The 23,317-nt window shown below is 70.8% G+C and carries 22 protein-coding genes and 1 pseudogene; 18 read left to right on the forward strand and 5 right to left on the reverse strand.

What is annotated here, in order from left to right:
- Nucleotides 1-6 precede the first annotated feature (6 nt).
- Nucleotides 7-1,308 (forward strand): MFS transporter, encoded by a 1,302-nt coding sequence (locus FNH21_RS14315; protein WP_191932007.1) that lies wholly within the window; start codon nucleotides 7-9, stop codon nucleotides 1,306-1,308.
- A 124-nt stretch (nucleotides 1,309-1,432) separates the two neighbouring features.
- Here FNH21_RS14315 and FNH21_RS14320 read toward each other — a convergent pair whose 3' ends face one another.
- Nucleotides 1,433-1,933, reverse strand: a complete 501-nt coding sequence (locus tag FNH21_RS14320) for a DUF1844 domain-containing protein (RefSeq protein WP_422108787.1) — start codon at nucleotides 1,931-1,933, stop codon at nucleotides 1,433-1,435.
- 340 nt (nucleotides 1,934-2,273) lie between these two features.
- On the opposite strand from FNH21_RS14320, the gene infC reads away from it, so the two are divergent.
- The 4 genes from infC to FNH21_RS14340 all read left to right on the forward strand — a co-directional run bounded on the left by infC (nucleotide 2,274) and on the right by FNH21_RS14340 (nucleotide 5,203).
- Nucleotides 2,274-3,416 carry a translation initiation factor IF-3 gene (gene infC / locus FNH21_RS14325; RefSeq protein ID WP_422108788.1) on the forward strand — a complete coding sequence of 381 codons (1,143 nt, stop codon included), beginning with the start codon at nucleotides 2,274-2,276 and terminating at the stop codon, nucleotides 3,414-3,416.
- A gap of 106 nt (nucleotides 3,417-3,522) precedes the next feature.
- Nucleotides 3,523-3,717: a 50S ribosomal protein L35 gene (gene rpmI / locus FNH21_RS14330; RefSeq protein WP_055772451.1), complete on the forward strand. Its 195-nt coding sequence runs from the start codon at nucleotides 3,523-3,525 to the stop codon at nucleotides 3,715-3,717.
- Nucleotides 3,718-3,806: 89 nt separating this feature from the next.
- The gene (rplT, locus tag FNH21_RS14335; RefSeq protein WP_055772447.1) at nucleotides 3,807-4,196 is read left to right on the forward strand and encodes a 50S ribosomal protein L20; all 390 of its coding nucleotides are present in this window, start codon (nucleotides 3,807-3,809) and stop codon (nucleotides 4,194-4,196) included.
- Nucleotides 4,197-4,240: 44 nt separating this feature from the next.
- The gene (locus tag FNH21_RS14340) at nucleotides 4,241-5,203 is read left to right on the forward strand and encodes a TrmH family RNA methyltransferase (protein WP_152816725.1); all 963 of its coding nucleotides are present in this window, start codon (nucleotides 4,241-4,243) and stop codon (nucleotides 5,201-5,203) included.
- A 104-nt stretch (nucleotides 5,204-5,307) separates the two neighbouring features.
- On the opposite strand, the pseudogene FNH21_RS14345 reads toward FNH21_RS14340, so the two are convergent.
- A pseudogene (locus FNH21_RS14345) lies at nucleotides 5,308-6,605 on the reverse strand (MFS transporter).
- A 331-nt stretch (nucleotides 6,606-6,936) separates the two neighbouring features.
- Here FNH21_RS14345 and FNH21_RS14350 point away from each other — a divergent pair.
- The 4 genes from FNH21_RS14350 (at nucleotide 6,937) to FNH21_RS14365 (ending at nucleotide 9,600) form a co-directional block, all read left to right on the forward strand.
- On the forward strand, nucleotides 6,937-8,097 hold the full coding sequence (locus FNH21_RS14350) for a glutamate--cysteine ligase (RefSeq protein WP_152816726.1): 1,161 nt from the start codon (nucleotides 6,937-6,939) through the stop codon (nucleotides 8,095-8,097).
- A 141-nt stretch (nucleotides 8,098-8,238) separates the two neighbouring features.
- Nucleotides 8,239-8,487 carry a hypothetical protein gene (locus tag FNH21_RS14355; protein ID WP_152816727.1) on the forward strand — a complete coding sequence of 83 codons (249 nt, stop codon included), beginning with the start codon at nucleotides 8,239-8,241 and terminating at the stop codon, nucleotides 8,485-8,487.
- A 22-nt stretch (nucleotides 8,488-8,509) separates the two neighbouring features.
- Complete coding sequence (locus tag FNH21_RS14360; RefSeq protein ID WP_338403294.1) at nucleotides 8,510-8,965, forward strand: NUDIX domain-containing protein; 456 nt, start codon at nucleotides 8,510-8,512, stop codon at nucleotides 8,963-8,965.
- Between the two features lie 65 nt (nucleotides 8,966-9,030).
- Nucleotides 9,031-9,600 (forward strand): DapH/DapD/GlmU-related protein, encoded by a 570-nt coding sequence (locus FNH21_RS14365; RefSeq protein ID WP_152816728.1) that lies wholly within the window; start codon nucleotides 9,031-9,033, stop codon nucleotides 9,598-9,600.
- A gap of 104 nt (nucleotides 9,601-9,704) precedes the next feature.
- On the opposite strand, the gene FNH21_RS14370 is transcribed toward FNH21_RS14365, so the two are convergent.
- Nucleotides 9,705-10,808 (reverse strand): Rv2578c family radical SAM protein, encoded by a 1,104-nt coding sequence (locus FNH21_RS14370; protein WP_152816729.1) that lies wholly within the window; start codon nucleotides 10,806-10,808, stop codon nucleotides 9,705-9,707.
- A 61-nt stretch (nucleotides 10,809-10,869) separates the two neighbouring features.
- On the opposite strand from FNH21_RS14370, the gene pcp reads away from it, so the two are divergent.
- Nucleotides 10,870-11,508 (forward strand): pyroglutamyl-peptidase I, encoded by a 639-nt coding sequence (gene pcp, locus FNH21_RS14375; RefSeq protein WP_152816730.1) that lies wholly within the window; start codon nucleotides 10,870-10,872, stop codon nucleotides 11,506-11,508.
- 295 nt (nucleotides 11,509-11,803) lie between these two features.
- On the opposite strand, the gene FNH21_RS14380 is transcribed toward pcp, so the two are convergent.
- Complete coding sequence (locus tag FNH21_RS14380; protein WP_152816731.1) at nucleotides 11,804-12,283, reverse strand: eCIS core domain-containing protein; 480 nt, start codon at nucleotides 12,281-12,283, stop codon at nucleotides 11,804-11,806.
- A gap of 216 nt (nucleotides 12,284-12,499) precedes the next feature.
- Here FNH21_RS14380 and pheS point away from each other — a divergent pair, with 216 nt between their 5' ends.
- Nucleotides 12,500-13,591 (forward strand): phenylalanine--tRNA ligase subunit alpha, encoded by a 1,092-nt coding sequence (gene pheS, locus FNH21_RS14385; protein ID WP_152816732.1) that lies wholly within the window; start codon nucleotides 12,500-12,502, stop codon nucleotides 13,589-13,591.
- Entirely contained in the window at nucleotides 13,592-16,135 is a 2,544-nt protein-coding gene (gene pheT / locus FNH21_RS14390) for a phenylalanine--tRNA ligase subunit beta (RefSeq protein ID WP_191932008.1), read from the forward strand. It abuts the gene before it with no gap.
- An 84-nt stretch (nucleotides 16,136-16,219) separates the two neighbouring features.
- On the opposite strand, the gene FNH21_RS14395 is transcribed toward pheT, so the two are convergent.
- Nucleotides 16,220-17,185 (reverse strand): quinone oxidoreductase family protein, encoded by a 966-nt coding sequence (locus FNH21_RS14395; RefSeq protein ID WP_152816733.1) that lies wholly within the window; start codon nucleotides 17,183-17,185, stop codon nucleotides 16,220-16,222.
- 106 nt (nucleotides 17,186-17,291) lie between these two features.
- Here FNH21_RS14395 and argC point away from each other — a divergent pair, with 106 nt between their 5' ends.
- From argC to FNH21_RS14425, 6 genes are read left to right on the forward strand one after another with little or no spacing between them, the layout of a single operon-like run.
- Complete coding sequence (argC, locus tag FNH21_RS14400; protein WP_152816734.1) at nucleotides 17,292-18,323, forward strand: N-acetyl-gamma-glutamyl-phosphate reductase; 1,032 nt, start codon at nucleotides 17,292-17,294, stop codon at nucleotides 18,321-18,323.
- Nucleotides 18,320-19,489 (forward strand): bifunctional glutamate N-acetyltransferase/amino-acid acetyltransferase ArgJ, encoded by a 1,170-nt coding sequence (gene argJ / locus FNH21_RS14405; protein ID WP_191932009.1) that lies wholly within the window; start codon nucleotides 18,320-18,322, stop codon nucleotides 19,487-19,489. Before argC ends, argJ begins: the two co-directional genes overlap by 4 nt.
- A gap of 11 nt (nucleotides 19,490-19,500) precedes the next feature.
- Nucleotides 19,501-20,454: an acetylglutamate kinase gene (gene argB, locus FNH21_RS14410; protein WP_152816735.1), complete on the forward strand. Its 954-nt coding sequence runs from the start codon at nucleotides 19,501-19,503 to the stop codon at nucleotides 20,452-20,454.
- Nucleotides 20,451-21,830 (forward strand): acetylornithine transaminase, encoded by a 1,380-nt coding sequence (locus tag FNH21_RS14415; RefSeq protein ID WP_152816736.1) that lies wholly within the window; start codon nucleotides 20,451-20,453, stop codon nucleotides 21,828-21,830. Before argB ends, FNH21_RS14415 begins: the two co-directional genes overlap by 4 nt.
- The gene (argF, locus tag FNH21_RS14420) at nucleotides 21,827-22,774 is read left to right on the forward strand and encodes an ornithine carbamoyltransferase (protein ID WP_152816737.1); all 948 of its coding nucleotides are present in this window, start codon (nucleotides 21,827-21,829) and stop codon (nucleotides 22,772-22,774) included. The genes FNH21_RS14415 and argF overlap by 4 nt, the downstream gene beginning before the upstream one ends.
- 2 nt (nucleotides 22,775-22,776) lie before the next feature.
- Nucleotides 22,777-23,310, forward strand: coding sequence for an arginine repressor (locus FNH21_RS14425; RefSeq protein WP_235498989.1), 534 nt, complete (start codon nucleotides 22,777-22,779; stop codon nucleotides 23,308-23,310).
- The last annotated feature ends 7 nt before the right edge of the window (nucleotides 23,311-23,317 follow it).

Genomic DNA, 23,317 nt, shown 5'->3' on the forward strand with positions numbered 1-23,317 from the left:
CGACTTGTGAACTTCGCCGTATACCGGGACCTGCTGCGCATCCGCTCCGTCCGTACCCTGCTGATCGTCGGCATGATCGCCCGGTTCCCGCACTCCGCGGCCGGTGTGCTGCTGACCCTCCACGTGGTGCAGACCCTCGATCGAGGCTATGCGGAAGCCGGCGCTGTCGCCGCCGTCGTCACCATCGGGATCGCCGTCGGAGCGCCCTGGCGCGGACGCCGGATCGACAGCGCGGGTCTGCGCCGCGCGCTGATCCCCTCGGTCGTCGCCGAGGCGGTCATCTGGTCCGTCGCGCCGCACCTGCCCTATCCCTGGCTCCTGGTCGCCGCGCTCGTCGGCGGGCTGTTCACGCTCCCGGCGTTCTCCGTGATCCGGCAGGCGCTGGGCGTGCTGGTCGAGGGGGACCGGCGCCGGACCGCGTTCACGCTCGACGCGATCTCGACGGAGGTCGTCTTCATGGCAGGACCGGCCGTCGGCGTCGTCCTCGCCACGCAGGTCTCGACGGTCCTCGGGCTGACGCTGATCGGGATCGCCACCGCGTCGGCCGGCCTGTTCCTCATGTGGTTCAATCCGCCGACGCGGTCCGAGCAACTGCCCGACGCCGCCACGGTGCCCGCTGCCGCGCCGTCCGGCGTCGGAGAGGCTGCAGCCGATCTCATCGGTACCCGGGACACCGGAGCGTCGCCGGGAGCCCGAGCCTCGCTCCTGCGCAGGGGCGTGCGCCGCGCTCTGCCCTGGCTGACCTTCCCGCTCCTGATCGTCATGGTGGTCGCAGCAGGCGCCGGGCTCGTGCTCTCGGGGACCGAGGTGGGGATCGTCGCCGCGCTCGAGCTGTCCGGCGACGAAGGCGAACTCGGCCTCGTGTTCGTCGCGTGGTGTGCGGCCTCCGTGGTGGGCGGACTGCTCTACGGGGCGCTCCACCGACCCGTACCGCCGTCCCTTCTCCTGCTCGGCATGGCACTCCTGACGCTGCCCCTGGCCTTCGCGGACTCGACCCTGGAACTCGCGCTCCTCTCCATCCCCGCCGGCCTGCTGTGTGCCCCGGTCCTGTCTGCTGCATCGGAGAAGGTCGCTGATCTCGTCGCCGAGGACCGGCGGGGGGAGGCGATGGGGTGGTACGGATCCGCACTGACGTCGGGCGTCGCGCTCGGAGCCCCCGTCGCCGGTCTGCTGATCGACGCCACGGGCCCCTGGGGCGGATTCATCGCCGTCGGCGTCGTGTCCTCTCTGATCGGCCTCGTCGGGTTCACGGTCAGCGACCTGGCCCGCCGTCCGGCCACGGCGGAGTCGGCGCACGCCGGCCGCTAGGACCCGAGCGGCTGAAGGCGCGGCCCACGCAGCGGTTCGGGTGTCCGACGGACATGACGAGGGCCCGCACCGATCGAACGGTGCGGGCCCTCGTCATGCCGGGTCTCGCGGGCGGTGCGATGCGTCAGTTGACCGGGCCGGTGTACTTCTCGCCCGGGCCCTGCCCCGGCGGATCGGGGATGATCGACGCCTCGCGGAAGGCGAGCTGGAGGGACCGCAGACCGTCGCGCAACGGACCGGCGTGCTGAGAGCCGATCTCCGGCGCGGCAGCGGTGACGAAGCCGGCGAGAGCGGTGATGAGCTTGCGGGCCTCGTCGAGGTCCTTGAGCTGCTCCGCGTTTTCCTCGTGCCCGAGACCGCATTTCACCGCTGCCGCGCTCATGAGGTGCACGGCCGACGTGACGATGACCTCCACCGCAGCCACCTCGGAGATGTCGCGCATCTGACGCCGGACGTCCTGCTCGGTGTCGCTCGGACCGTCCGCGGGTCCGCGATCGTGGCCGTGACCGTGGCTGTCGGACCCACCGTCCAGGGGGTTCTGGTTCTCCTCCGTGAAGCTACGCCGGGTAGGGGCCGCGGCGTCGGCATCGGGGGAGTGCGGCGGATTGTCGTGTGGCGTGTTCATACTGGTAAGCTTGGCATAGACCAACCGGTCATCGTTACTCGCTGTGCTCTGTAAGGAGCGCGCTGAAGCTGGCCGGTCTGCAAGCGGAGTCCTCTCCCACCCGCGTTTGCCTGGTGCAGCCTTCGGCAGCATTGCAGGTAGCCGGGTCCCCTGGTCGGTCCTGATGATGGATGTGCAGGAAGCTCACGCTTCCTCCGGTCATCCGGTACCGGTTTCCGAGGCCTTCGATTGCGCATGCAATGGAAGGCCTTCTTTCGTCTGCAGGCGGTTTCGGTTAGAGCACCTACAGGAGTCACACATTAGCGAGCCGAGAATCAATGATCGTATCCGCGTCCCCGAGGTGCGGTTGGTTGGACCTGCCGGCGAACAGGTAGGAATCGTCCGTATCGAGGACGCACTCCGACTTGCCGCCGAGTCCGACCTGGATCTGGTCGAGGTAGCACCGCAGGCAAAGCCTCCGGTGGCCAAGCTCATGGATTTTGGTAAGTACAAGTACGAAGCGGCCGTCAAGGCCCGCGAGGCGCGGAAGAACCAGACCAACACGGTCCTCAAGGAGATCCGGTTCCGCCTGAAGATCGACACGCACGACTACGAGACCAAGCGTGGCCACGCCATCCGCTTCCTCGGAGCCGGCGACAAGGTCAAGGCCATGATCCAGTTCCGTGGACGTGAGCAGCAGCGGCCCGAGATGGGTATCCGCCTGCTCCAGAAGTTCGCGGAGGACGTGGCGGAGGTCGGCGTGGTCGAGTCGTCACCGCGGATCGACGGACGCAACATGGTCATGGTCATCGGACCGACGAAGAACAAGGCCGAGGCGAAGGCCGAAGCCCGTCGCGCCACGCAGCGTGCCGAGGCGAAGGCCGCCAACGAGGCTGCGAAGTCCGGTGTCGACACCGGTCGGGTCGACACCTCGGGTAGCGACAACGCACCGTTCACGCAGTCGCTCGCCGATCTCCTGCCGGAGGGGTACACGGTCAACACCGAGCCCGAGGCTCCGGTTGCTCCGGTTGCCGAGGTGGTCCCGGAGGCAACGTCGACGACTGCCGACGCTCCTGCGGCCGAGGCGACGGGACGTGAGGGATCGACGACGGAAGCACCGAGGGCCGCTGCACCGAAGGCTGCTCCTGAGCGCTCGACGTCGGCACCACGCTCGACGTCGGCACCGCGCTCTGCGCCGGCCCGTACCTCGACCGAGCGTCCTGCGTCGTCGCGGCCGGCGTCCTCCGTGTCGCGGCCGGCATCCTCAGCACCGCGGACCGCGTCCACGACGCCACGGCCCGCGTCTGCAGCTCCCTCGGCCCCGAGGCCTGCCACGGCTCCAGCGCCGTCGCCTGCGGCGGCACCGAAGCCTGCGGCGGCTGCAAAGCCGTCCGCCATGCCCAAGCCGGGTGCGCCGAAGCCTTCGGCGACCCCCAAGCCTGCCGGCCGGACGGCTCCTCCCAAGAGCCCGACCAGCCGTCCCAAGCCCGGAAGCACGGAATAAGGGCTCCGGCCCCCGTTCCCCCGGGTACGTTCGACAACCAGCAGGCACCCCCGGGTGCCGACCTCCGGGTGCATCCGCCCCGGCTACGAGAAGGAGATCGGTTCCCATGCCGAAGATGAAGACCCACAGCGGAGCCAAGAAGCGCTTCAAGCTGACCGGTAGCGGAAAGCTGAAGCGCCAGCAGGCGAACCGCCGTCACTACCTCGAGCACAAGTCCTCGACCCTGACCCGTCGACTCGCGAGCGACCAGATCGTCTCGAAGGCCGACACCAAGGTCATCAAGAAGATGCTGGGCATCTAACCACCAATCCACCCCCTCGGGAAAGCACGGGCACCCCAGGTGCCGCGCTGCGGCTGCGGCCGTGACCGAAGAAGCAAAGGAGTACACACGTGGCACGTGTGAAGCGGGCAGTCAATGCCCACAAGAAGCGTCGCGTCATCCTCGAACGCGCCAAGGGCTACCGTGGACAGCGCTCGCGCCTGTATCGCAAGGCCAAGGAGCAGCTGCTCCACTCGTTCGTCTACAGCTACGGCGACCGCCGCAAGCGCAAGGGTGACTTCCGTCGCCTCTGGATCCAGCGCATCAACGCTGCGTCCCGCGCCAACGGCCTTACCTACAACCGCCTGATCCAGGGCCTCAAGGCTGCCGAGATCCAGGTCGACCGCCGTATGCTCGCCGATCTCGCGGTCACCGACGGAGCCGCGTTCGCCGCGCTCGTCCAGATCGCCAAGAACGCCCTGCCGGCCGACACGTCGGCTCCGCTGAAGGCCTCGGCCTAGGCACATCGGCTGCCGCGGGCCCAGGCTCGCGCACCCGGTCCACGATGACTGTGAACGGACGCCCCCAGGCGCCACTGATGACCAACACCCACGCTGATCGGGTGAAGGAGGTGGCACGCCTGGCCGGGCGTCCGTCCCGGTTAAGGCGGCGGGAGTTCCTCGCCGAGGGGCCGCAGGCCGTCCGTGAGGCCCTCCGGCTGCACCAGCAGCGGAACGACGACGGCGCCTCCGGGGTGGTCATCGATGTCTACGCGACCGCCGAGGCGCTCGACCGGCATCCTGACGTCGCCGCACTCCTGGCCTCCGACGACACACCGACGGCTCGGCTGGTGAGTCCCGACGTCCTGGCGGCGATGTCCTCGACCGTGACACCCCAGGGTTTCATCGCGGTCTGCCGCTTCGTCGACAGTTCCCTCGACGACGTGCTCGCGGCGCGCCCGCGCCTCGTCGCCGTGCTGGTCGAAGTGCGGGACCCCGGGAACGCCGGCACGATCATCCGCGCAGCAGACTCCGCAGGTGCCGATGCGGTCATCCTCACCGGCGCGAGCGTCGATCCCTACAACCCGAAGACGGTCCGCTCCACGGTCGGATCCCTCTTCCACCTCCCGCTGGTAATCGGCGCGGAGCTCGACGGGCTGGCCGATCGACTGCGGGCCGCCGGACTGGCCGTCCTCGCCGCCGACGGTTACGGGAGCACGAGCCTCGACGACCTGCAGGACGCCAGTGCCGCCAGGCGTGGTGCCACGCGCACCGCCGGGCCGGACCTCGCTTCAGGGGCAGGGACCTCGACGGCCGAGCCGGGCGGGATCCGGACGAAGGATTCCGAGGTGCGCCTCGAGCAGCCCGCGGCCTGGCTGTTCGGCAACGAGGCGCAGGGTCTGGCCCAGGAGGTCTCCGCTGCCGCCGACGCCCGTGTCGCCGTCCCCATCTACGGCAGGGCCGAGAGCCTCAATGTCGGAACGGCTGCGACGGTGTGCCTCTACGCCTCGGCGCGCGCACAACGCTGAGGGCGGGTGCTGGGCCCGGGCCGGCGGGAACGACGCCGGGCTTCCACCCATGCGGTGATGCCGGCAGGAGTGATGCCCGCGGCAGGGACCGGGCGCCTCACTCGTCAGGGGACGCGGACGCCCTCCGCGGTCGAACCCGCTTCCGGCATCCCGGCTGTCACCGGTGCCTCGGGCCGCCCGGTCGATCCGCCGTCAGGGGCCGGAGTGTCCCGTCGATCCATGCGGCCGCTCAGGACGGCCACGCCGAGGCCGAGAACCGCCAGGCCCGCGCCGACGAGCGCCGGCGACGTGAAGCCCCACCCGGCCGTGATGACGGCTCCGCCGACCGCTGCCCCGAGAGCATTCGCCGTATTCAGCGCCGAGTGGTTCATCGATGAGGCGAGTGAGGGAGCCCCGGGGGAGACATCGAGGAGCCGTGCCTGCAGCGGCGGGATGAGCGTCGAGCCACTCGTCCCCACGAGGAAGACGAAGAGGCAGGCGGACCAGGGCGCGCCGGCGGCCACGGGGAACAGCAGGAGGACGATCGTGATGCTCGCCATGACGCCGTAGATGCTGCCCATGATGGACCGGTCGGCGAGCCGGCCGCCCAGGATGTTGCCGGCGACCATCCCCAGCCCGTACAGCGCGACGACGAGCGGCAGGAGCGCGGACTCCAGTCCTGCGACCTCGGTCATGATCGGCGAGATGTACGAGTAGACGGCGAAGAAGCCGCCGAAGCCGACGATCCCGATGAGCAGGGTCATCCACAGTTGCGGACGGCGGAGCGCGCCAAGTTCGGTGCGGATACTCGCGCCGGGCCGGACGGGGATGTCGGGTACGAAGGCGCGGATGGAGACCAGGGTCGCGATGCCGATGAGGCCCACCAGCAGGAACATGGTGCGCCACCCGAACTGTTGTCCGAGCCACGTGGCGAACGGGACGCCGACGACATTCGCGATGCTGAGACCCAGCATCACCATGGCGATCGCACGGCCTCGCTTCGCCGGATCGGCGAGTGTCGCGGCGATGACGGCTGCGACGCCGAAGTACGCGCCGTGCGGCAGGCCGGACAGGAAGCGTGACGCGAGCATGCACCCGAAGCCGGAGGCGAAGTAGGACGAGAGGTTGGCGAGCGTGATGACCAGCATCAGGGCCAGTGCCACGGTGCGCTGCGGTTTTTTCGCCCCGATGGTCGCGAGCACCGGCGCACCGATCACCACACCGAGCGCGTAGGCCGAGATGACGTGGCCCCCTCGGCGTAGTCGACGCCGAGATCCGCGCGCATCTGCTCGAGGAGTCCCATGATGGTGAACTCGGTGGTGCCGATGGCGAAGCCGCCCACCGCCAGCGCCGCGATGGCGAGGTTCAACCGGCGGCGCGACAGGCGCTGGGAGGGTGGACCTTGGGCAGGGGTGTCAGTCATGGGTGTCCTAGCGGCGGAGTCTGTCGGGAACGGTCGGCCCGGTCGCCGGAGGCCCGGGACGGGACGACCGCCGGGCGGAACGGCGACAGGTGACGTCGTCGTTCCCCTTCAAGCCTAGGCGAGGGGCTCCGGGGTCGGGAAATGCAAGGGAAACGTTCGTCGGGACGGGTTTGCCACCAAGAAATCAGCAACCTTACGATTACTGACGGAATCTTGGTTGAGCAGCGGCCCTGACACGTCTTCCTGCTCAGGAGTTCGACATGCAGATACTCGTAGAGGTCCTCGCGCGACGCGCCCGGACGCAATCCGCTTCACCTTCGGGTATGTAGCCATGAGGACCTTCGGTATCGAGGAGGAGTTCCTTCTCGTCGACGCGGTGACGGGAGAGCCGAGGCCTGTCGGCCGGCAGGTCGTCGAGCAGAGCTTCGACGATCGTCTGACGTGTGAAGTCACGCAGGAGCAGCTCGAAACAGCCACCCGACCGCACCGGGATGTCAACGACCTCGCCCTCGACTTCGCGAGGTGCCGCACGCTCGCCGACGAGACGGCGCTTCGGGTGGGTGCACGGGTCGCCGCCCTCGCGACGTCCCCGCAGCCGGTCCTCCCGCTCGCCTCTCCCGGCAGCAGGTACGACGAGGTACGCGAGCGCTTCGCCCTGACTGCCAGCGATCAGGTGACCTGCGGGTGCCACGTCCATGTGGCTGTCGAGGACGACGACGAGGGTGTGGCGGTCCTCGACCGCATCCGCCCGTGGCTACCGGTACTCCTGGCACTGTCGACCAACTCGCCGTACTGGAACGGAGCGGACACGGGGTACGCCAGCTACCGGTCCCAGGCCTGGGGGCGCTGGCCGATGGCGGGGCCGTGCGATCTCTTCGGTACGGCGGAGCGGTACCACGCGACGGTCGAGGCCCTCCTCGAGACCGCCGTACCCGTGGATCTCCGGCAGATCTACTTCGACGCCCGCCTGAACCACCAGTACCCCACGGTCGAGGTGCGCGTGAGCGACGTGTGCCTGTACTCCGACGACGCCGTCCTGATCGCGCTCCTGACCCGCGGACTCGTCGAGACCGCCGCACGCGAGTGGCACGCGGGCGTGCCGCCGCTCGAGATACCCACCGCGACCGTCAGGATGGCTTCATGGCGGGCGGGCCGCTTCGGTATGGACGGACGGCTCCTGCATCCGGTGACGGCCACTCCGCAGGATGCAGGCGACGTGGCGCTCGCCCTCCTGCAGCACGTGCGTCCTGTCCTCAGGGACCAGGGAGACGCCGAGATCGCCGAGTCCCTGCTGCGCCAGCTCCTCGCCCGCGGAACCGGAGCGCGCCGCCAGCGTGCAGCACTGTCGAGGAGGGGCGATCTCCGTGACGTCGTCTCCGAGGCGGTCCGCGTGACCAACCTTCCCCGCGGCGGCATCACCGATCAGCATGAGGCCGCGGCTCGTCCTGCGTCACGCTCGTTCGCCGGCTTCCTGGGATGGGGCAGGCCATGAAGCGGAGACTGCCCGGTGGACCCTGCCCGGTGGACCCTGCGTGATGGGCCGGTCCAGAGACCGAGCTGCGCCGCTCGTCAAGCCCCGGGGTGCAGTCGACCCCAGCTGGCCGATCCCGTGTGCTGATGATGTGATCGGGGGATGAGCTGGACACCCCACCCCTCCCAATTACCCCATAGCGAGCATCTTCGCGAGGACATCAACCTGCCTGCAGAGCCCGAGTCCGAGAGCGCTGCGGACTTCTCCGACGAGTCCTACACCTCGATGGAACTCAATGCCGGCCAGCAGGTGCCCGGACTGAGCCCACATGGTGAATACCGGCGCGGGGACGACCCCGAACGCCGGACGGCGCCGACGGGCGACGGCCTGGCCTCGCCCGAGGAGAGCTGAGCGCACTCGATAGACTTCCCGGGTGACGCAACCAGCAACGGATCCTCTCCGTCAGATCGTGGGAGCCGCCGTCGTGGACTCCCTCCTGCAGCCGACCCGACTCCTCGTGGCCCGGCGGACGGCGCCGCCCGAATTCGCCGGGATGTGGGAGTTCCCGGGCGGCAAGGTGGAGCCGGGGGAGACCTGCGAGGCAGCGCTCCTGCGGGAGCTCGAGGAGGAACTGGGCATCCGGGCCGTCCTGGGCTCCGAGATCGAGGGTCCGGGCCACCAGGGGTGGCAGCTCAATGCTGTAGCCGCGATGCGCGTCTGGCTGGCCGAGGTCGCGGACGGCGAGCCTGCGCCCCTCCAGGACCACGACGAGGTGCGGTGGGTCCTCCTGGACCCCTCCCACGAGCTGGAAGCCCTGCCGTGGATCCCGGCAGACCGTCCGATCCTCACCGCGTTACGAGCCGAGGCGGCTGCACGCCGGGTGTCCTGAGCCTGCTGCCCGACGTCGACGGTTCGATCCGACGCCGGAGACCCTGACCTGCCGAAGGAGAGAACATGGAACTCGACGATCTACTCGCCGCACTGGATGCCGGGGAGACCATCACCGGCGACTCACCTCTGCACGAGGTGATGCACGCCGTGAGCCAGGACGCCCTGCGGATCACGGGCGAACTCAACGATGGCTATAAGGACCCGGCGCGCGTCCGGGTGCTGCTGTCCGAGCTGACCGGCAGGCCGGTCGACGAATCCGTGACGGTGTTCCCGCCGTTCTACTCGGAGTTCGGCCGGAACATCACCCTGGGGCGACGCATCTTCATCAACGCCGGATGCAAGCTGCAGGACCAGGGCGGGGTGGTCATCGGGGACGACTGCCTGATCGGGCACAACGTGGTGATGGCAACCCTCAACCACGACCTCGACCCCGGCAGGCGCGCCGACATGATCCCCGCCCCGATCATCATCGGCCGGAACGTCTGGGTCGGCTCGAACGCGATCATCCTTCCCGGGGTCACCATCGGGGACAACGCGGTCGTCGCAGCGGCTGCCGTCGTGACGAGGGACGTGCCGGAGAACGCCGTCGTCGTCGGTTCTCCGGCACGAGTGGTGCGCTCAGTGACCGGTTGACCGGTCGACCCGTCAACCGGCGGCCGGGCGGGTGCCGGGGTTCGTGGAACGGACCTGTCCGGCCCCACCCGCCGGGTCGCCCGGCCGGCTGGCCAGGCCGCTGGTCAGAAGAGTGTCGCCTGAACCGGAGGGGGAGCCGGTGTCCGGGCGTCGGACGGTGCTCGCGTGCCCTTATAGCCGGGGGTGCCGGGGGTGCCGGGAGTGGCTGGTGCGGGGAGCTCGGTCGGCGTCAGGTTCCGGAAGAACCCGGCGCCCGCGGTGAGGCCATGCTTCCGCCTGAAGACACGGATCCGTCCCGACAGCCAGTCGCGGTACTCCCTGGAGGCATAGCTCCCGCTGCTGTACAGGCCCTCGTACCGTGACACGAGGCGGGGGTGATGCGCGGAGAGCCACTGCATGAACCACTCCCGCGACCCGGGTCTCAGGTAGAGGGGGCCCGCGCTGACCCCGGTCGCACCGGCGGCGGCGAGCGCGCCGAACAGCTGGTCGAGGGACTCGTCGCCGTCGGTGAGCCACGGCAGGATCGGCATGGCCATCACCCCGCAGGGCAGTCCGGCGTCACGCAGCCGTGAGATGAGCGCAAGACGCGCCTTCGGTGCGGGGGTGCCCGGCTCGATCGACTCCGCGAGGACCGGGTCCATCAGCGCGAGCGAGATACCCACACCGACGGACACCGAGTGCGACGCCGCCGCGAGGAGGGGGATGTCCCGGGCCAGGAGCGTGCCCTTCGTCAGGATGGAGAACGGCGTTCCCGACTCCGCGAGGGCGGAGATGATCCCGGGCATCAGACGGTACCGGCCCTCCGCGCGCTGGTACGGATCCGTGTTCGTCCCGAGGGCCACATGGTCGCGGTTCCACGAGGGCCTGGCGAGTTCGCGGGCCAGCACCTCCGCGGCGTTGATCTTCACGACGAGCTGCGCGTCGAAATCGAGCCCGGTGTCCAGGTTCAGATAGCTGTGGGTCTTCCTCGCGAAGCAGTAGACACAGGCGTGGGAGCACCCACGAAAGGGATTGATCGTCCACGAGAAGGGCATCGACGAGGTCGGCGGGACCTTGTTGAGCACCGATTTGGCGGCGACCTCGTGGAAGGTGATGCCCGCGAAGTCCGGGGTCCTCACCGTGCGGACGAGACCCGCGAGCGGCAGGAGGCTCGGTTCCGCAAAGGTACTGTCACCCTGCTCCGTGACTCTCTGGCCTTCCCACCGCATAGCAGTATTAGAACATGTGTTCTAATGACCTGTCATCCGATGGCTGGCCTAGGCTTGTCCGATGATCCTCCTCACCGGCTTCGAACCCTTCGGGGGAGAAGCGACCAACCCGTCCTGGCTCGCCGCCCGGCGCGCGACGTCGCTGCTGCGCGAGCAGGGTCTGGACGCCGCCGCCGTCGAGGTGCCGTGCGTCTTCGGCCGCAGCGTCGATGCGCTGGCGGAGGCGATGGATCGCCATCGGCCGGACGTCGTCCTCTGCGTCGGGCAGGCCGGCGGCCGCGAGCGCGTCTCCATCGAGCGTGTCGCCATCAACGTCGATGATGCTCGCATCCCGGACAACGCGGGCCGTCAGCCGGTCGATGAGGCGGTGGAGCCGGGCGGTCCCGCCGCCTACTTCTCCACCCTGCCGATCAAGGCGTGCCGCGAGGCGGTGGCGGCGCTCGGCGTCCCGGTGGAGGTCTCGCAGACCGCCGGGACCTACGTCTGCAACCACATCTTCTACGGGCTCATGCACCGCCTCGCGGGAAGCAGCGGAACGAGGGGCGGCTTCATCCACGTCCCGTACTCGACGGAGCAGGGCGAGGCGAACGGCGCCCCTCGGCTCCCGGTCGAGGACATGGCGGCCGCGCTCGTGGCCATCGCGACGACGACGGCGGGGACGTCGAGGGACGTGCGGGTCTCCGCCGGCGCGGAGCACTAGGCCCGGGCGCGACGACGACGGACGTGCGGGTCCCCGCCGGTGCGGAGTACCAGGCCCGGGCGCGACGACGACGGACGTGCGGGTCTCCGCCGGCGCGGAGCACCAGGCCCGGGCGCGACGACGACGGACGTGCGGGTCTCCGCCGGTGCGGAGCACCAGGCCCGGGCGCGGTGACGACCATGGCGGGACCGAGGGACCGAGGGACCGGGGGACCGGGGGACTGGGCGACCGGAGGACGGGGACACAGGGACCGGCCGAGCAGGACACGCGGCGGACCACCGCTGCCGTGCAGGGCTCAGGACGCCGGGTCCTGCTTCCGGGGCTCGCGCCTGGCGGCCAGTGCGGCCCGGACCGCGGCAGCGACGGGACGGAGCGGCTGTTCGCGGTAGCCGCCGTCCGCCAGTCCGGCCCCGCGTTCGAACGGGTTGCGCGATGCCGGATCGCCCGTCCGCAGGAGCGAGTACCCGGCGGCCACCAGATAGGCGGGAAGGAACGGCAGGCCGAGGAAGGCGGCGTACTGGCGGCAGTGGCGTGCCTCGTGCTCGAGGAGGCGCTGGAAGCCCGCCGGCACGTCCTGGGGGACCCGCCCGCGCAGCAGCACGACGCTGCCCACGGTGAATGCACGGGCTCTGGGCAGGCGACGCCGGTAGCCCTCGGCGAGGAGGATGCCATGCGGACCGCGGGTGATCCTGCAGCCCGACAGGACGGCGACGGCCAGGCCGCTCGGGGTGGACAGGTTCACCCAGTTGAGGACGGGCACGAGGCTCCGGTGCATGCCGACATCGTACTGCGGCCCGAGAGCCGGTCACCGACGACGTCGGACGAGCTGGCCTCGGGCCGGGCGTGATGCGGTTGCGGGCCCGCCGAGCCGGTCGCCTAGACTTGACCCGCCGGTGCGCCCACGCTGCGACCCGGCGTTTTCCTGTCCACGGCGTGGCCGGCCGAGCAGGCCGCCCGCCGCACGTCGCGAGAGTGCAAGGTAGCAATCGATATGTCCGACACCCCAGAGCACGCCGGGCCCGCCGGCCCCGATGCCTCCGATGCTGGAGTCCCCGATCCGCTGGACGCCGCGTCGGTCGCCGCCGCCGTGGACGCCGCGCTCGCCGACATCGCTGCGGCAGGAGACCTCGACGGACTCAAGGCGGCACGGATCGCCCACACGGGGGAGAAGTCACCCCTCAGCCTCGCCAACCGCGGCATCGGCGCGCTGCCGAAGGAGCAGAAGTCGGCGGCGGGCAAGAACATCGGTCCGGCCCGGGGGCGCATCAATCAGGCACTCGCCGCACGCGCCACCGAGCTCGAGGCCGAACGGGACGCCCGCATCCTCGTCGAGGAGGCCGTCGACGTGACGGCCGCGCCGCGCCGCCGTCGTACCGGCGCCCGGCATCCGCTGTCCACCCTGCAGGAGCGCGTCAGCGACGTGTTCATCGGGATGGGCTGGGAGATCGCGGAGGGGCCCGAGCTGGAGTCGGAGTGGTTCAACTTCGACGCCCTGAACTTCAAGCCGGACCACCCCGCCCGCGAGATGCAGGACACCTTCTTCGTGGAGCCACCCGAAGCGCACCTCGTGCTGCGCACGCACACCTCGCCGGTCCAGGTGCGGTCCATGCTCGAGCGCGAGCTGCCTATCTACGTGCTCTGCCCGGGCAAGGTGTTCCGCACCGACGAGCTCGACGCGACGCACACGCCGGTCTTCCACCAGTTCGAGGGCCTCGCGATCGACAGGGGGCTCACCATGGCGGACCTCGTCGGCACGCTCGAGCACTTCACGCAGCAGCTGTTCGGCGACGACGCCAGGGTGCGGCTGCGGCCGAACTTCTTCCCCTTCACCGAACCCAGTGCGGAGCTCGACATCTGGCACCCGGGGGCCAAGGGCGGGCCGCGCTGGATCGAGTGGGGCGGCTGCGGCATGGTCAACCCCAACGTGCTCAGGGCCACCGGGATCGACCCGGACGTGTACTCCGGTTTCGCCTTCGGGATGGGGATCGAGCGGGCACTCATGTTCCGCAACGAGGTCGTCGACATGCGCGACATGATCGAGGGCGATGTACGTTTCAGCGAACACTTCGGGATGGAGATCTAAGTGAGAGTCCCACTCTCCTGGCTGCGCGAGTACGCAGCCGTACCTGCGGACGCCACCGCGGAAGACGTCATGGCGGAGCTCGTGAAGGTCGGGCTCGAGGAGGAGGACGTCCACCGTCCCACCGACGAGCTGACCGGACCGATCGTCGTCGGGCAGGTCCTCAGCCTGGTCAAGGAACCCCAGTCCAACGGGAAGACCATCAACTGGTGCCAGGTGCGCGTGGTACCCGAGGGTGCCGGGCAGGCACTGACCGGCGACGGGATCGACCCCTCCGGCGTGCAGGGCATCGTCTGTGGCGCCCACAACTTCGTCGAGGGCGACAAGGTGGTGGTCACACTGCCGGGCGCGGTGCTGCCGGGCGACTTCCGCATCAGCCCCCGCAAGACCTACGGGCACGTGTCCGCCGGGATGATCGCCTCGGTGCGCGAGCTCGGGATCGGCGAGGACCACGACGGCATCCTCGTGCTCTCGACGCTGGGCCTCGATCCCGAGGTCGGCACCGACGCCATGGAGCTGCTCGGGCTGTACGACGAGGCCGCCGAGATCAACGTGACCCCGGACCGCGGGTACTGCTTCTCCATCCGCGGTGTGGCCCGCGAGTACGCCCACGCCACGGGAACGGCCTTCACGGACCCGGCGGCCGCCGTCGTCGTACCGCCGGGCACGGGCGAGGGCTACCCGGTGCGGCTCGAGGACAGTGCGCCCGTCTACGGTGTCCCCGGCTGCGACCGGTTCGTGGCCCGGACGGTCCGCGGAATCGACCCCACCCGGCCCACCCCGCCCTGGTTGTCGGCGCGCCTGCGCCTGGCGGGCATCCGCTCCATCTCGCTCGTGGTCGACATCTCCAACTACGTGATGCTCGAACTCGGCCAGCCGCTGCACTTCTACGACCTCGACGCGCTCTCGGGCGAGATCGTGGTGCGGCGCGCCACCGCCGGCGAGACGCTCCGCACGCTCGACGACAAGGTGCGCACGCTCGACGCAGCGGACCTCCTCGTCACGGACGCCTCCGGCCCCATCGGCATCGCGGGTGTCATGGGTGGTGCCGCCACCGAGGTCACCGACGGCACGCGCAACGTCCTGATCGAGTCCGCGCACTTCGACGCCGTCAGTATCGGCCGCTCGCGCCGCCGCCACAAGCTCCCCTCCGAGGCGTCCAAGCGCTTCGAACGCGGCGTGGACTGGCACGTGGCGGACATCGCCGCGCAGCGCGCCGTCGAGCTCCTCCTCGACCTCGCGGGCGGAACGGTGGACGACGCCGTGACCGATGCCGGCCAGGCACCGGAGCCGCGGGTCATCGAGTTGGCCGCCGACTTCCCGGCGCGCCTGATCGGCCGTCCCTTCGACGACGGCGAGATCACCGGCACGCTTACCGATCTCGGCGCGGCGGTCGAGCGCATCGACGGCGGCTACCGCGTGACCGCCCCGAGCTGGCGCTCCGACCTCGAGACACGGGAGGACCTCACGGAGGAGATCATCCGCCTCCTCGGGTACGACACCATCCCGTCGAGCCTGCCCGTGGCCCCGCCCGGCCGCGGCCTGACCCGCGTCCAGCAGCAGCGGCGCCGGCTCCTGAACGCCCTTGCGGCGGCAGGCCTCACGGAGGTGCTGTCCTACCCGTTCGTCAGCGCCCGGTCCAACGACGTGTTCGGAGCGCCGGAGGAGGGCATGGGAGCACCGTCGGTGAAGCTCGCCAACCCGCTGAGCGCCGAACTCAAGTTCCTCCGCCGGTCCATCCTGCCGGGCCTGGCCGAACTCGCCCGGCGGAACCACTCGCGCGGCTTCCGGGACCTCGCCCTGTTCGAGGCGGGGGCGGTGTTCCTGCCCGGCGATCCGCTCGGCACGGACTCGATCCCGCCGCTGGGCATCAAGCCCGACGACGCCGTCCTCGACGCGCTGTACGCCGGGATCCCGGACCAGCCGCAGACCGTGGCGGGCCTGTTCACCGGACACGAGGCGGCGCCGTCGGCCGGAGTGGCGCCCCGCGCCTGGGACTGGGCCGATGCCGTCGACGCGGTGCACCTCATGGCGCAGGTCACCGGGGTCGACGTCGTGGTCCGGCAGGGCAGCCACCAGGCGTTCCACCCCGGCCGTACGGCGGAGTTCTCGCTGCGCAGCGGGGAACGGCTGGGGTACGCGGGCGAACTGCACCCGAAGCTCATCGCGGCGGAGGACCTCCCGGCGCGGACCGTCGCCTTCGAGATCGACGTGGACCTGCTGTTCGACGCCGCGGCCGACGTGATCGTGGCCCGGCCGCTGTCCACCTACCCTGCCGCGACCCAGGACGTGGCGCTCGTCGTCGATGCCGCCGTCGTCGCGGGGGACGTGCTCGAGGCCCTGCGCGAGGGCGCGGGCGAACTCCTCGAGGACGTCAGCCTGTTCGACGTCTACACCGGCCCGGGCATCGGCGAGGGCAGCAAGTCGCTGGCCTTCGCGCTGCGCTTCCGTGCTCCCGACCGGACCCTGACCGCGGACGAGGCGAGCGCCGCGCGGGACAGCGCCGTCGCCGGCGCGGCGGAACGCTTTGGAGCCGTACAGCGCTGACCTCCGGGAGACACGACCGGCACGACGGAAGGCCCGCCCACGCTCACGCGGGCGGGCCTTCCGTCGTCAGGACACACAATCCGGTCAGGGGACCAGCAGCACTTTCCCCGTGGTCCTGCGGCCCTGCAGGTCCTCGTGCGCGCGTGCGGCGTCCGCAAGGGGGTAGCGGGCGCCGATGCGCACCTCGAGATGGCCCGCGACGACGGCACCGAAGAGCTCCTCGGAGCGCCAGCGCCGTTCCTCCGGGGTGAGCAGGTGGTGGACCAGCGTGGGGCGGGTGACGAACAGCGAACCCCCGCTGTTGAGGCGCTGCAGCTCCAGCGGAGGGACCGGGCCGGATGCCGCCCCGTAGAGCACCAGCGTGCCGCGGATCCTCAGCGCGCGCAGTGACTCGTCGAAGGTGTCCTTGCCGACGCCGTCGTAAACGACGTCCACTCCCGTACCGTCGGTCAGGGCTCGCGCGGCATCCGCGAAGCCGTCGTAGCGCAGTACCTCGTCGGCGCCGGCGCTGCGGGCCAGCTCCTCCTTCTCGGCCGTGGACACGGTAGCGATGACGCGGGCGCCCTTGGCCTTGATGAGCTGCGTGATCAGGAGGCCAACGCCACCTGCGCCCGCGTGGACCAGCACGGCGTGCTCGGGCCGCACCTCGAACGTGGAGTTGATGAGGTAGTGGGCGGTCATCCCCTGCAGCGGCAGTGCCGCGGCCGTCTCGAGGTCGACGCCGTCGGGCACGGGGAGGGCGCGGTCGGCGTCGACGAGGGCGTATTCGGCGTAGGTGCCCGACCCCTCGGCGAAGGCGACGTGGTCGCCCACCCCGAAGCCCTCGGTGTCAGCCCCGAGCGCCTCGACGGTGCCCGCTGCCTCGGCTCCCGGCGTGAAGGGATGCTCGACGGGGTAGGCACCGCTGCGCTGGTAGGTCTCGATGAAGTTCACCCCCGCGGCGGCGACCTTCACGAGGAGCTGGCCGGGACCCGGTTCCGGGCGGTCCACGGGGGCGAGGGCGAGGACCTCCGGTCCGCCTGCCTGCCGGACGACGATGGCTGAGGGCATGATGCTGATCCTTTCGGTGGCGTCTGCCCATGCTATTCCCGCAGACCGGACCGGGGGACTGCATAACTATGTGTAGCTCTGCATATCCTTGCTGTAGGGTTGGGGCATGACGTTCACCGCAGCGGTATCCGGCGCCAGTGGCTACGCCGGGGGAGAGCTCCTGCGCCTCCTCGCGAACCATCCCGACATCGAGGTCGGAGCCATCACCGCGCACAGCAGTGCCGGGTCCGCCCTCGGCGCGCTCCAGCCCCACCTGCACTCCCTGGCCGACCGCGTCCTGCAGGACACGACGCCCGAGGTCCTCGCCGGGCACGACGTCGTCTTCCTCGCCCTGCCGCACGGTGCCAGCGCGGGGATCGCCGCGCAGCTCCCGCTGGACACGCTCGTCATCGACGCCGGGGCGGACCACCGCCTGCAGGACCCCGCCGCCTGGGAGAAGTTCTACGGTTCCGTGCATGCGGGCACCTGGCCGTACGGGCTGCCCGAGTTGCCCGGACACCGTGCCGCCCTCGAGGGTGCGCGCCGCATCGCCGTTCCCGGCTGCTATCCCACGAGCGTGCTCCTCGCCCTCACCCCCGGCTTCGCCGCGGGCCTCCTCGAGCCCGACGACGTCGTCGTCGTCTCGGCATCGGGCACCTCGGGTGCGGGCAAGGCCGCGAAGCCCCACCTGATCGGCTCCGAGGTGATGGGCGGCATGAGCCCCTACGGCGTCGGGGGAGGCCACCGCCACACCCCCGAGATGGAGCAGGGCCTCAGCCTCGCCGCCGGCGAGCGCGTGTCGCTGTCCTTCACGCCGACCCTCGCACCGATGGCCCGGGGCATCCTGACGACGGCGACCGCGAAGGTGCGTCCCGGCGTCGGCCACGCCGAGCTGCGTGAGGCATGGGAGGCGGCCTACGCGGACGAGCCGTTCGTGCGCATCCTCCCCGAGGGGCAGTGGCCCGCCACGAAGTCGGTCCTCGGCTCGAACTACGCGAACCTCCAGCTCGCGTTCGACGCGCACGCCGGCCGCATGATCGTCAGCAGCGTCATCGACAACCTCACCAAGGGGACCGCCGGCGGAGCCGTGCAGTCCATGAACATCGCCCTCGGTCTCGACGAGACCCGGGGCCTGACCATCCAGGGGATCGCACCGTGAGTATCACCTACCCGGGCGGGTTCCGCGCCGCGGGCGTCGCCGCCGGCCTCAAGAGCACCGGCAAGCCCGACATCGCCCTCGTGGTCAATGACGGGCCGCTGCACAACGCGGCAGCGGTCTTCACCTCCAACCGCGTCGTGGCCGCTCCCGTCCTCTGGTCACGCCAGGTGGTCTCCGACGGACGCGCCGACGCCGTCGTCCTCAATTCCGGCGGTGCCAACGCCTGCACGGGGCCGGAGGGCTTCCAGAACACGCACCGCACCGCCGAGGTGGCTGCCGAGCTCCTCGGCGTCTCGGCCACCGACGTCGTCGTGTGCTCCACCGGACTCATCGGCGAGCAACTGCCCATGGAGAAGCTCCTGGCCGGTGTCACCGACGCCGCCGGATCACTCGGCAGGGGAGGCGGACTCACGGCCGCCGAGGCGATCATGACCACCGACACGGTGTCCAAGGAAGCCCGCTACCCGGCGACCGCCGACACCGCCAGCGAGGGCTACGCCATCGGCGGGATGGCCAAGGGCGCAGGGATGCTCGCGCCCGGCCTCGCCACGATGCTCGTCGTCATGACCACGGACGCCGCGCTCGACGCCACGGCCCTGGACGCGGCACTCCGCGAGGCGACGCGCGTCAGCTTCGACCGCACCGACGCCGACGGCTGCATGTCGACGAACGACACCGTGGTGCTCCTCGCCTCGGGTGCCGCCGGGATCGCGCCCGACCAGGCTCAGTTCACCGCGGCCCTGACCGGTGTGTGCCTCGACCTCGCCGCGCAGCTCATCCACGACGCCGAGGGCGCGAGCCACACCATCGCCGTCACGACGGTCAACGCCGCGACCGAGCGGGACGCCGAGGTGGTCAGCCGCGCCGTCGCCCGCTCGAACCTCTTCAAGACCGCCATCTTCGGCAACGACCCGAACTGGGGCCGGGTCCTCGCCGCCGTCGGCACCACCGACGCCGTCTTCGAGCCGGACCAGCTCAACGTCTCCATGAACGGCGTCCAGATCTGCCGGAACGGCGGTATCGGCGACCCGCGCGACCTCGTGGACCTCAGCGGACGGGACGTCGCCGTCGAGATCGACCTCGCAGCGGGATCGGCCGGCGCCACCATCTGGACCAACGACCTCACGCACGAGTACGTGCACGAGAACTCGGCGTACTCGAGCTGATGGGAGGGACCATGACCGACGCACCCCCGACCGGACCCTCCGCGTCGACGCTGCGGGCGCAGGACAAGGCCGCCACGCTGATGGAGGCCCTGCCCTGGATCCAGCGGTTCGCCGGGACCACGATGGTGATCAAGTACGGCGGCAACGCCATGGTGGACGACGACATGCGCCGGGCCTTCGCCGAGGACATCGTCTTCCTCCACCATGTGGGTATCCGCCCGGTCGTCGTCCACGGCGGCGGACCGCAGATCAACGCGATGCTGCAGAAGCTGGGCATCGAATCCGAGTTCAAGGGCGGCCTGCGCGTCACGACGCCCGAAGCCATGGACGTGGTCCGCATGGTCCTCACCGGACAGGTGGGCCGGGAGCTCGTGGGCCTGATCAACTCGCACGGGCCGTACGCCGTGGGCCTCTCCGGGGAGGACGGCGGGTTGCTGCGCGCCGTGCGCACCGGGACGGTGGTCGACGGCGAACCCGTGGACCTCGGCCTGGTCGGCGAGGTCACCGCCGTCCATCCGGGCGCGATCCTCGACATCCTGCAGGCCGGCCGCATCCCGGTGATCTCCACGGTGGCGCCCGAGTACGACCTCGACGGCGAGCCGACGCAGCAGGTCCTCAACGTCAACGCCGATTCCGCCGCTGCCGCGCTCGCCGTGGCCCTCGGGGCAGCCAAGCTCGTGATCCTCACCGACGTCGAGGGGCTCTACGCCGACTGGCCCGACCGCGGTTCGCTCGTCTCGTCGCTGTCGGCGGGCCGGCTCCGGGAGCTCCTGCCATCGCTGGAGTCCGGCATGATCCCGAAGATGACCGCCTGCCTGCAGGCCGTCGAGGGCGGCGTGGAACGCGCGCACATCGTGGACGGCCGGCTGGCCCACTCGATGCTCCTGGAGACCTTCACCGCGGCGGGCATCGGCACCCAGGTGGTCCCCGACGAGACCCCAGCACCCACGGAAGGAACCCCATGACGGACTTCGGGACGACGACAGGCACGCAGGGCACCGTGGGCACCGCGCACGGCCGGCACGCTGCCGCCGGTCCGGTCGATGCGGTCCCCGCGGAGGCGGGCCGGATCGACGCCGGGACGGCCGGTCACGCGGTCGGCGTCCTCACGGGCGGCAGTTCCGGCGCCGACTGGCTCGCCCGGTACAGCGGCTCCCTGATGGGTGTGTTCGGGACGCCGCAGCGCGTGCTCGTGCGTGGCTCGGGCTGCTACGTCTGGGACGCCGACGGGAGCCGGTACCTCGACCTGCTCGGCGGCATCGCCGTCAACGCCGTCGGTCACGCCCACCCGTTCGTCACGTCGGTGATCTCGAGCCAGCTGGCGACCCTCGGTCACATCTCGAACTTCTTCACCAGCCCCACGCAGGTGGCGCTCGCCGAGAAGCTCCTCGCGCTCGCCGACGCCCCCGAGGGGTCCCGCGTGTTCTTCACCAACTCCGGGGCGGAAGCGCTGGAGGCCGCCGTCAAGCTGGCCCGCCGGAACAGCACGCCGGAGCGGCGCCGCATCCTGGCGCTCGACGGCGCCTTCCACGGCCGCACCATGGGCGCCCTCGCGCTGACGTCGAAGAAGGCCTACCGCGAGCCGTTCGAGCCCCTGCCCGGCGGCGTCGAGCATCTTCCGTTCGACGACGTCGAGGCCCTCCGTGCGGCGATGGACCACACCGTGGCCGCCCTCGTCGTCGAACCGATCCAGGGTGAGGCCGGGGTCCGCCCGCTGTCCGCCGGATACCTCCGCGCCGCGCGTGAACTCACCCGCGAGCACGGCGCCCTGCTGATCCTCGACGAGGTCCAGTCCGGCATCGGCCGCACCGGCCGCTGGTTCGCGCACCAAGGGGTGGAGGGAGTGGTCCCCGACGCCATGACCCTCGCCAAGGGACTCGGTGGGGGCTTCCCCGTCGGCGCGCTCGTCACGTTCGGCGAGGCGGTCTCGACGCTCATCTCCGCGGGCCAGCACGGCACCACCTTCGGTGGCAACCCGGTGGCCACGGCAGCCGGGCTCGCGACGCTCCACGTCCTCGAGACCACGGGTGCCCTGCAGGACGCGGTGCACGTCGGAGCCCTCCTGCGGCGCGGGCTCGCCGCCACGCGGGGCGTCGTCGCGGTGCGCGGCGAGGGACTCCTCATCGGGTTCGACCTCGACGGCGACCATGCCCCGGCCGCCGTGCAGGCCGCCCTGCAGTCCGGGTTCATCATCAACGCGACCGGCCCGGCGACCATCCGGCTCGCGCCGCCCCTCATCCTCACCGAGGACCAGGCAGCGAGCTTCCTCGACGCGCTCCCCGGCATCCTCGACGCCGCCCGGCCGTCGACCGACAGCACATCCCAGGAGGCACCAGCATGACGCGCCACTTCCTCGTCGACACCGATCTCTCGCTGGCCGAGCAGGCGGAGGTCCTGGACCTCGCCGCCGAGCTGAAGGCGGACCCCTACGCGCACGCCCCCTTCGCGGGCCGCGGTGCGGGCCGGAAGACGGTCGCCGTCATCTTCGACAAGACGTCCACGCGTACCCGGGTGTCCTTCGCCTCCGGCATCGCCGACCTCGGCGGCGTCCCCCTCATCATCGGTGCGGGGGACTCCCAGCTCGGGCACAAGGAATCGATCACCGACACGGCGAAGGTCCTGGAACGGATGGTCGCGACCATCGTCTGGCGCACCTACGCGCAGTCCGGGCTCGAGGAGATGGCGGCCGCCTCCAGCGTCCCGGTCATCAACGCCCTGTCCGACGACTACCACCCGTGCCAGCTCCTCGCCGACCTGCTCACCATCCGCGAGCACAAGGGGAAGCTGACGGGGCTGACCATGACCTACCTCGGGGACGGCGCCAACAACATGGCGAACTCCTATCTCCTCGCCGGCGTCACGGCAGGGATGCACGTGCGCATCGCGGGGCCGGAGGGCTACCTTCCTGCGGCCGCCGTCGTCGCGGCCGCCGAGGAGCGGGCGCGTGAGACGGGCGGGTCCGTCCTCGTCACCACCGACGCCGCCGCCGCGCTCGCCGGGGCCGACGTCGTCGCGACCGACACCTGGGTGTCCATGGGCCAGGAGGACGAGAAGGCCGCCCGGCAGGAGCTGTTCCGGGCCTACGCCGTCGACGCCGCCGCGATGGCGCAGGCCGCGCCCGACGCCGTCGTGCTCCACTGCCTCCCCGCCTACCGCGGCTACGAGATCGCGGCGGACGTCATCGACGGCCCGCAGTCGCTCGTCTGGGACGAGGCGGAGAACCGGCTGCACGCGCAGAAGGCGCTCATGACCTGGCTCGTCGCCCGCTCGGCGGCCACACCGTGACCGTGCAGCGCGACTCCGCCCGGCCCGTCACGAAGACGGCCCGGCACGCCCGGATCACCGACCTGCTGACCGCGCACCCCGTCCGCTCCCAGGCCGAACTGGCCACGCTCCTCGCGGCCGACGGCGTCCAGGTGAACCAGGGCACGCTGTCGCGGGACCTCGTGGAACTCGGCGTGGTCCGGGTGCGCGGGGCCGACGGCGCCCTCGTGTACGCGGTGCCGGTCGAGGGTGGCGGGCGGCACGTCCAGAGCGGGGTCTCGCAGGAGATCCTCGACGCGCGGCTCGCGAAGCTGTGCAACGAACTGCTCGTGACGGCGGAGGCGAGCGGCAACATCGTGATCCTGCGGACGCCACCGGGAGCCGCGAACTTCCTGGCCCTGGCGATCGACCACTCCGTCATCCCGTCCATCCTCGGCACCATCGCGGGCGATGACACCGTCATGCTCGTCAGCCGGGAGGTCGACGGCGGGGCCGCCGTCGCCGAACGCTTCCTGAACCTCGCGCAGGAGCCGCAGGGCAGCGCCGAGACCGCCTGACCCCGCC

Origin of the sequence: Arthrobacter bussei (assembly GCF_009377195.2) — a bacterium.
Classification (GTDB): Bacteria; Actinomycetota; Actinomycetes; order Actinomycetales; family Micrococcaceae; genus Arthrobacter_D; species Arthrobacter_D bussei.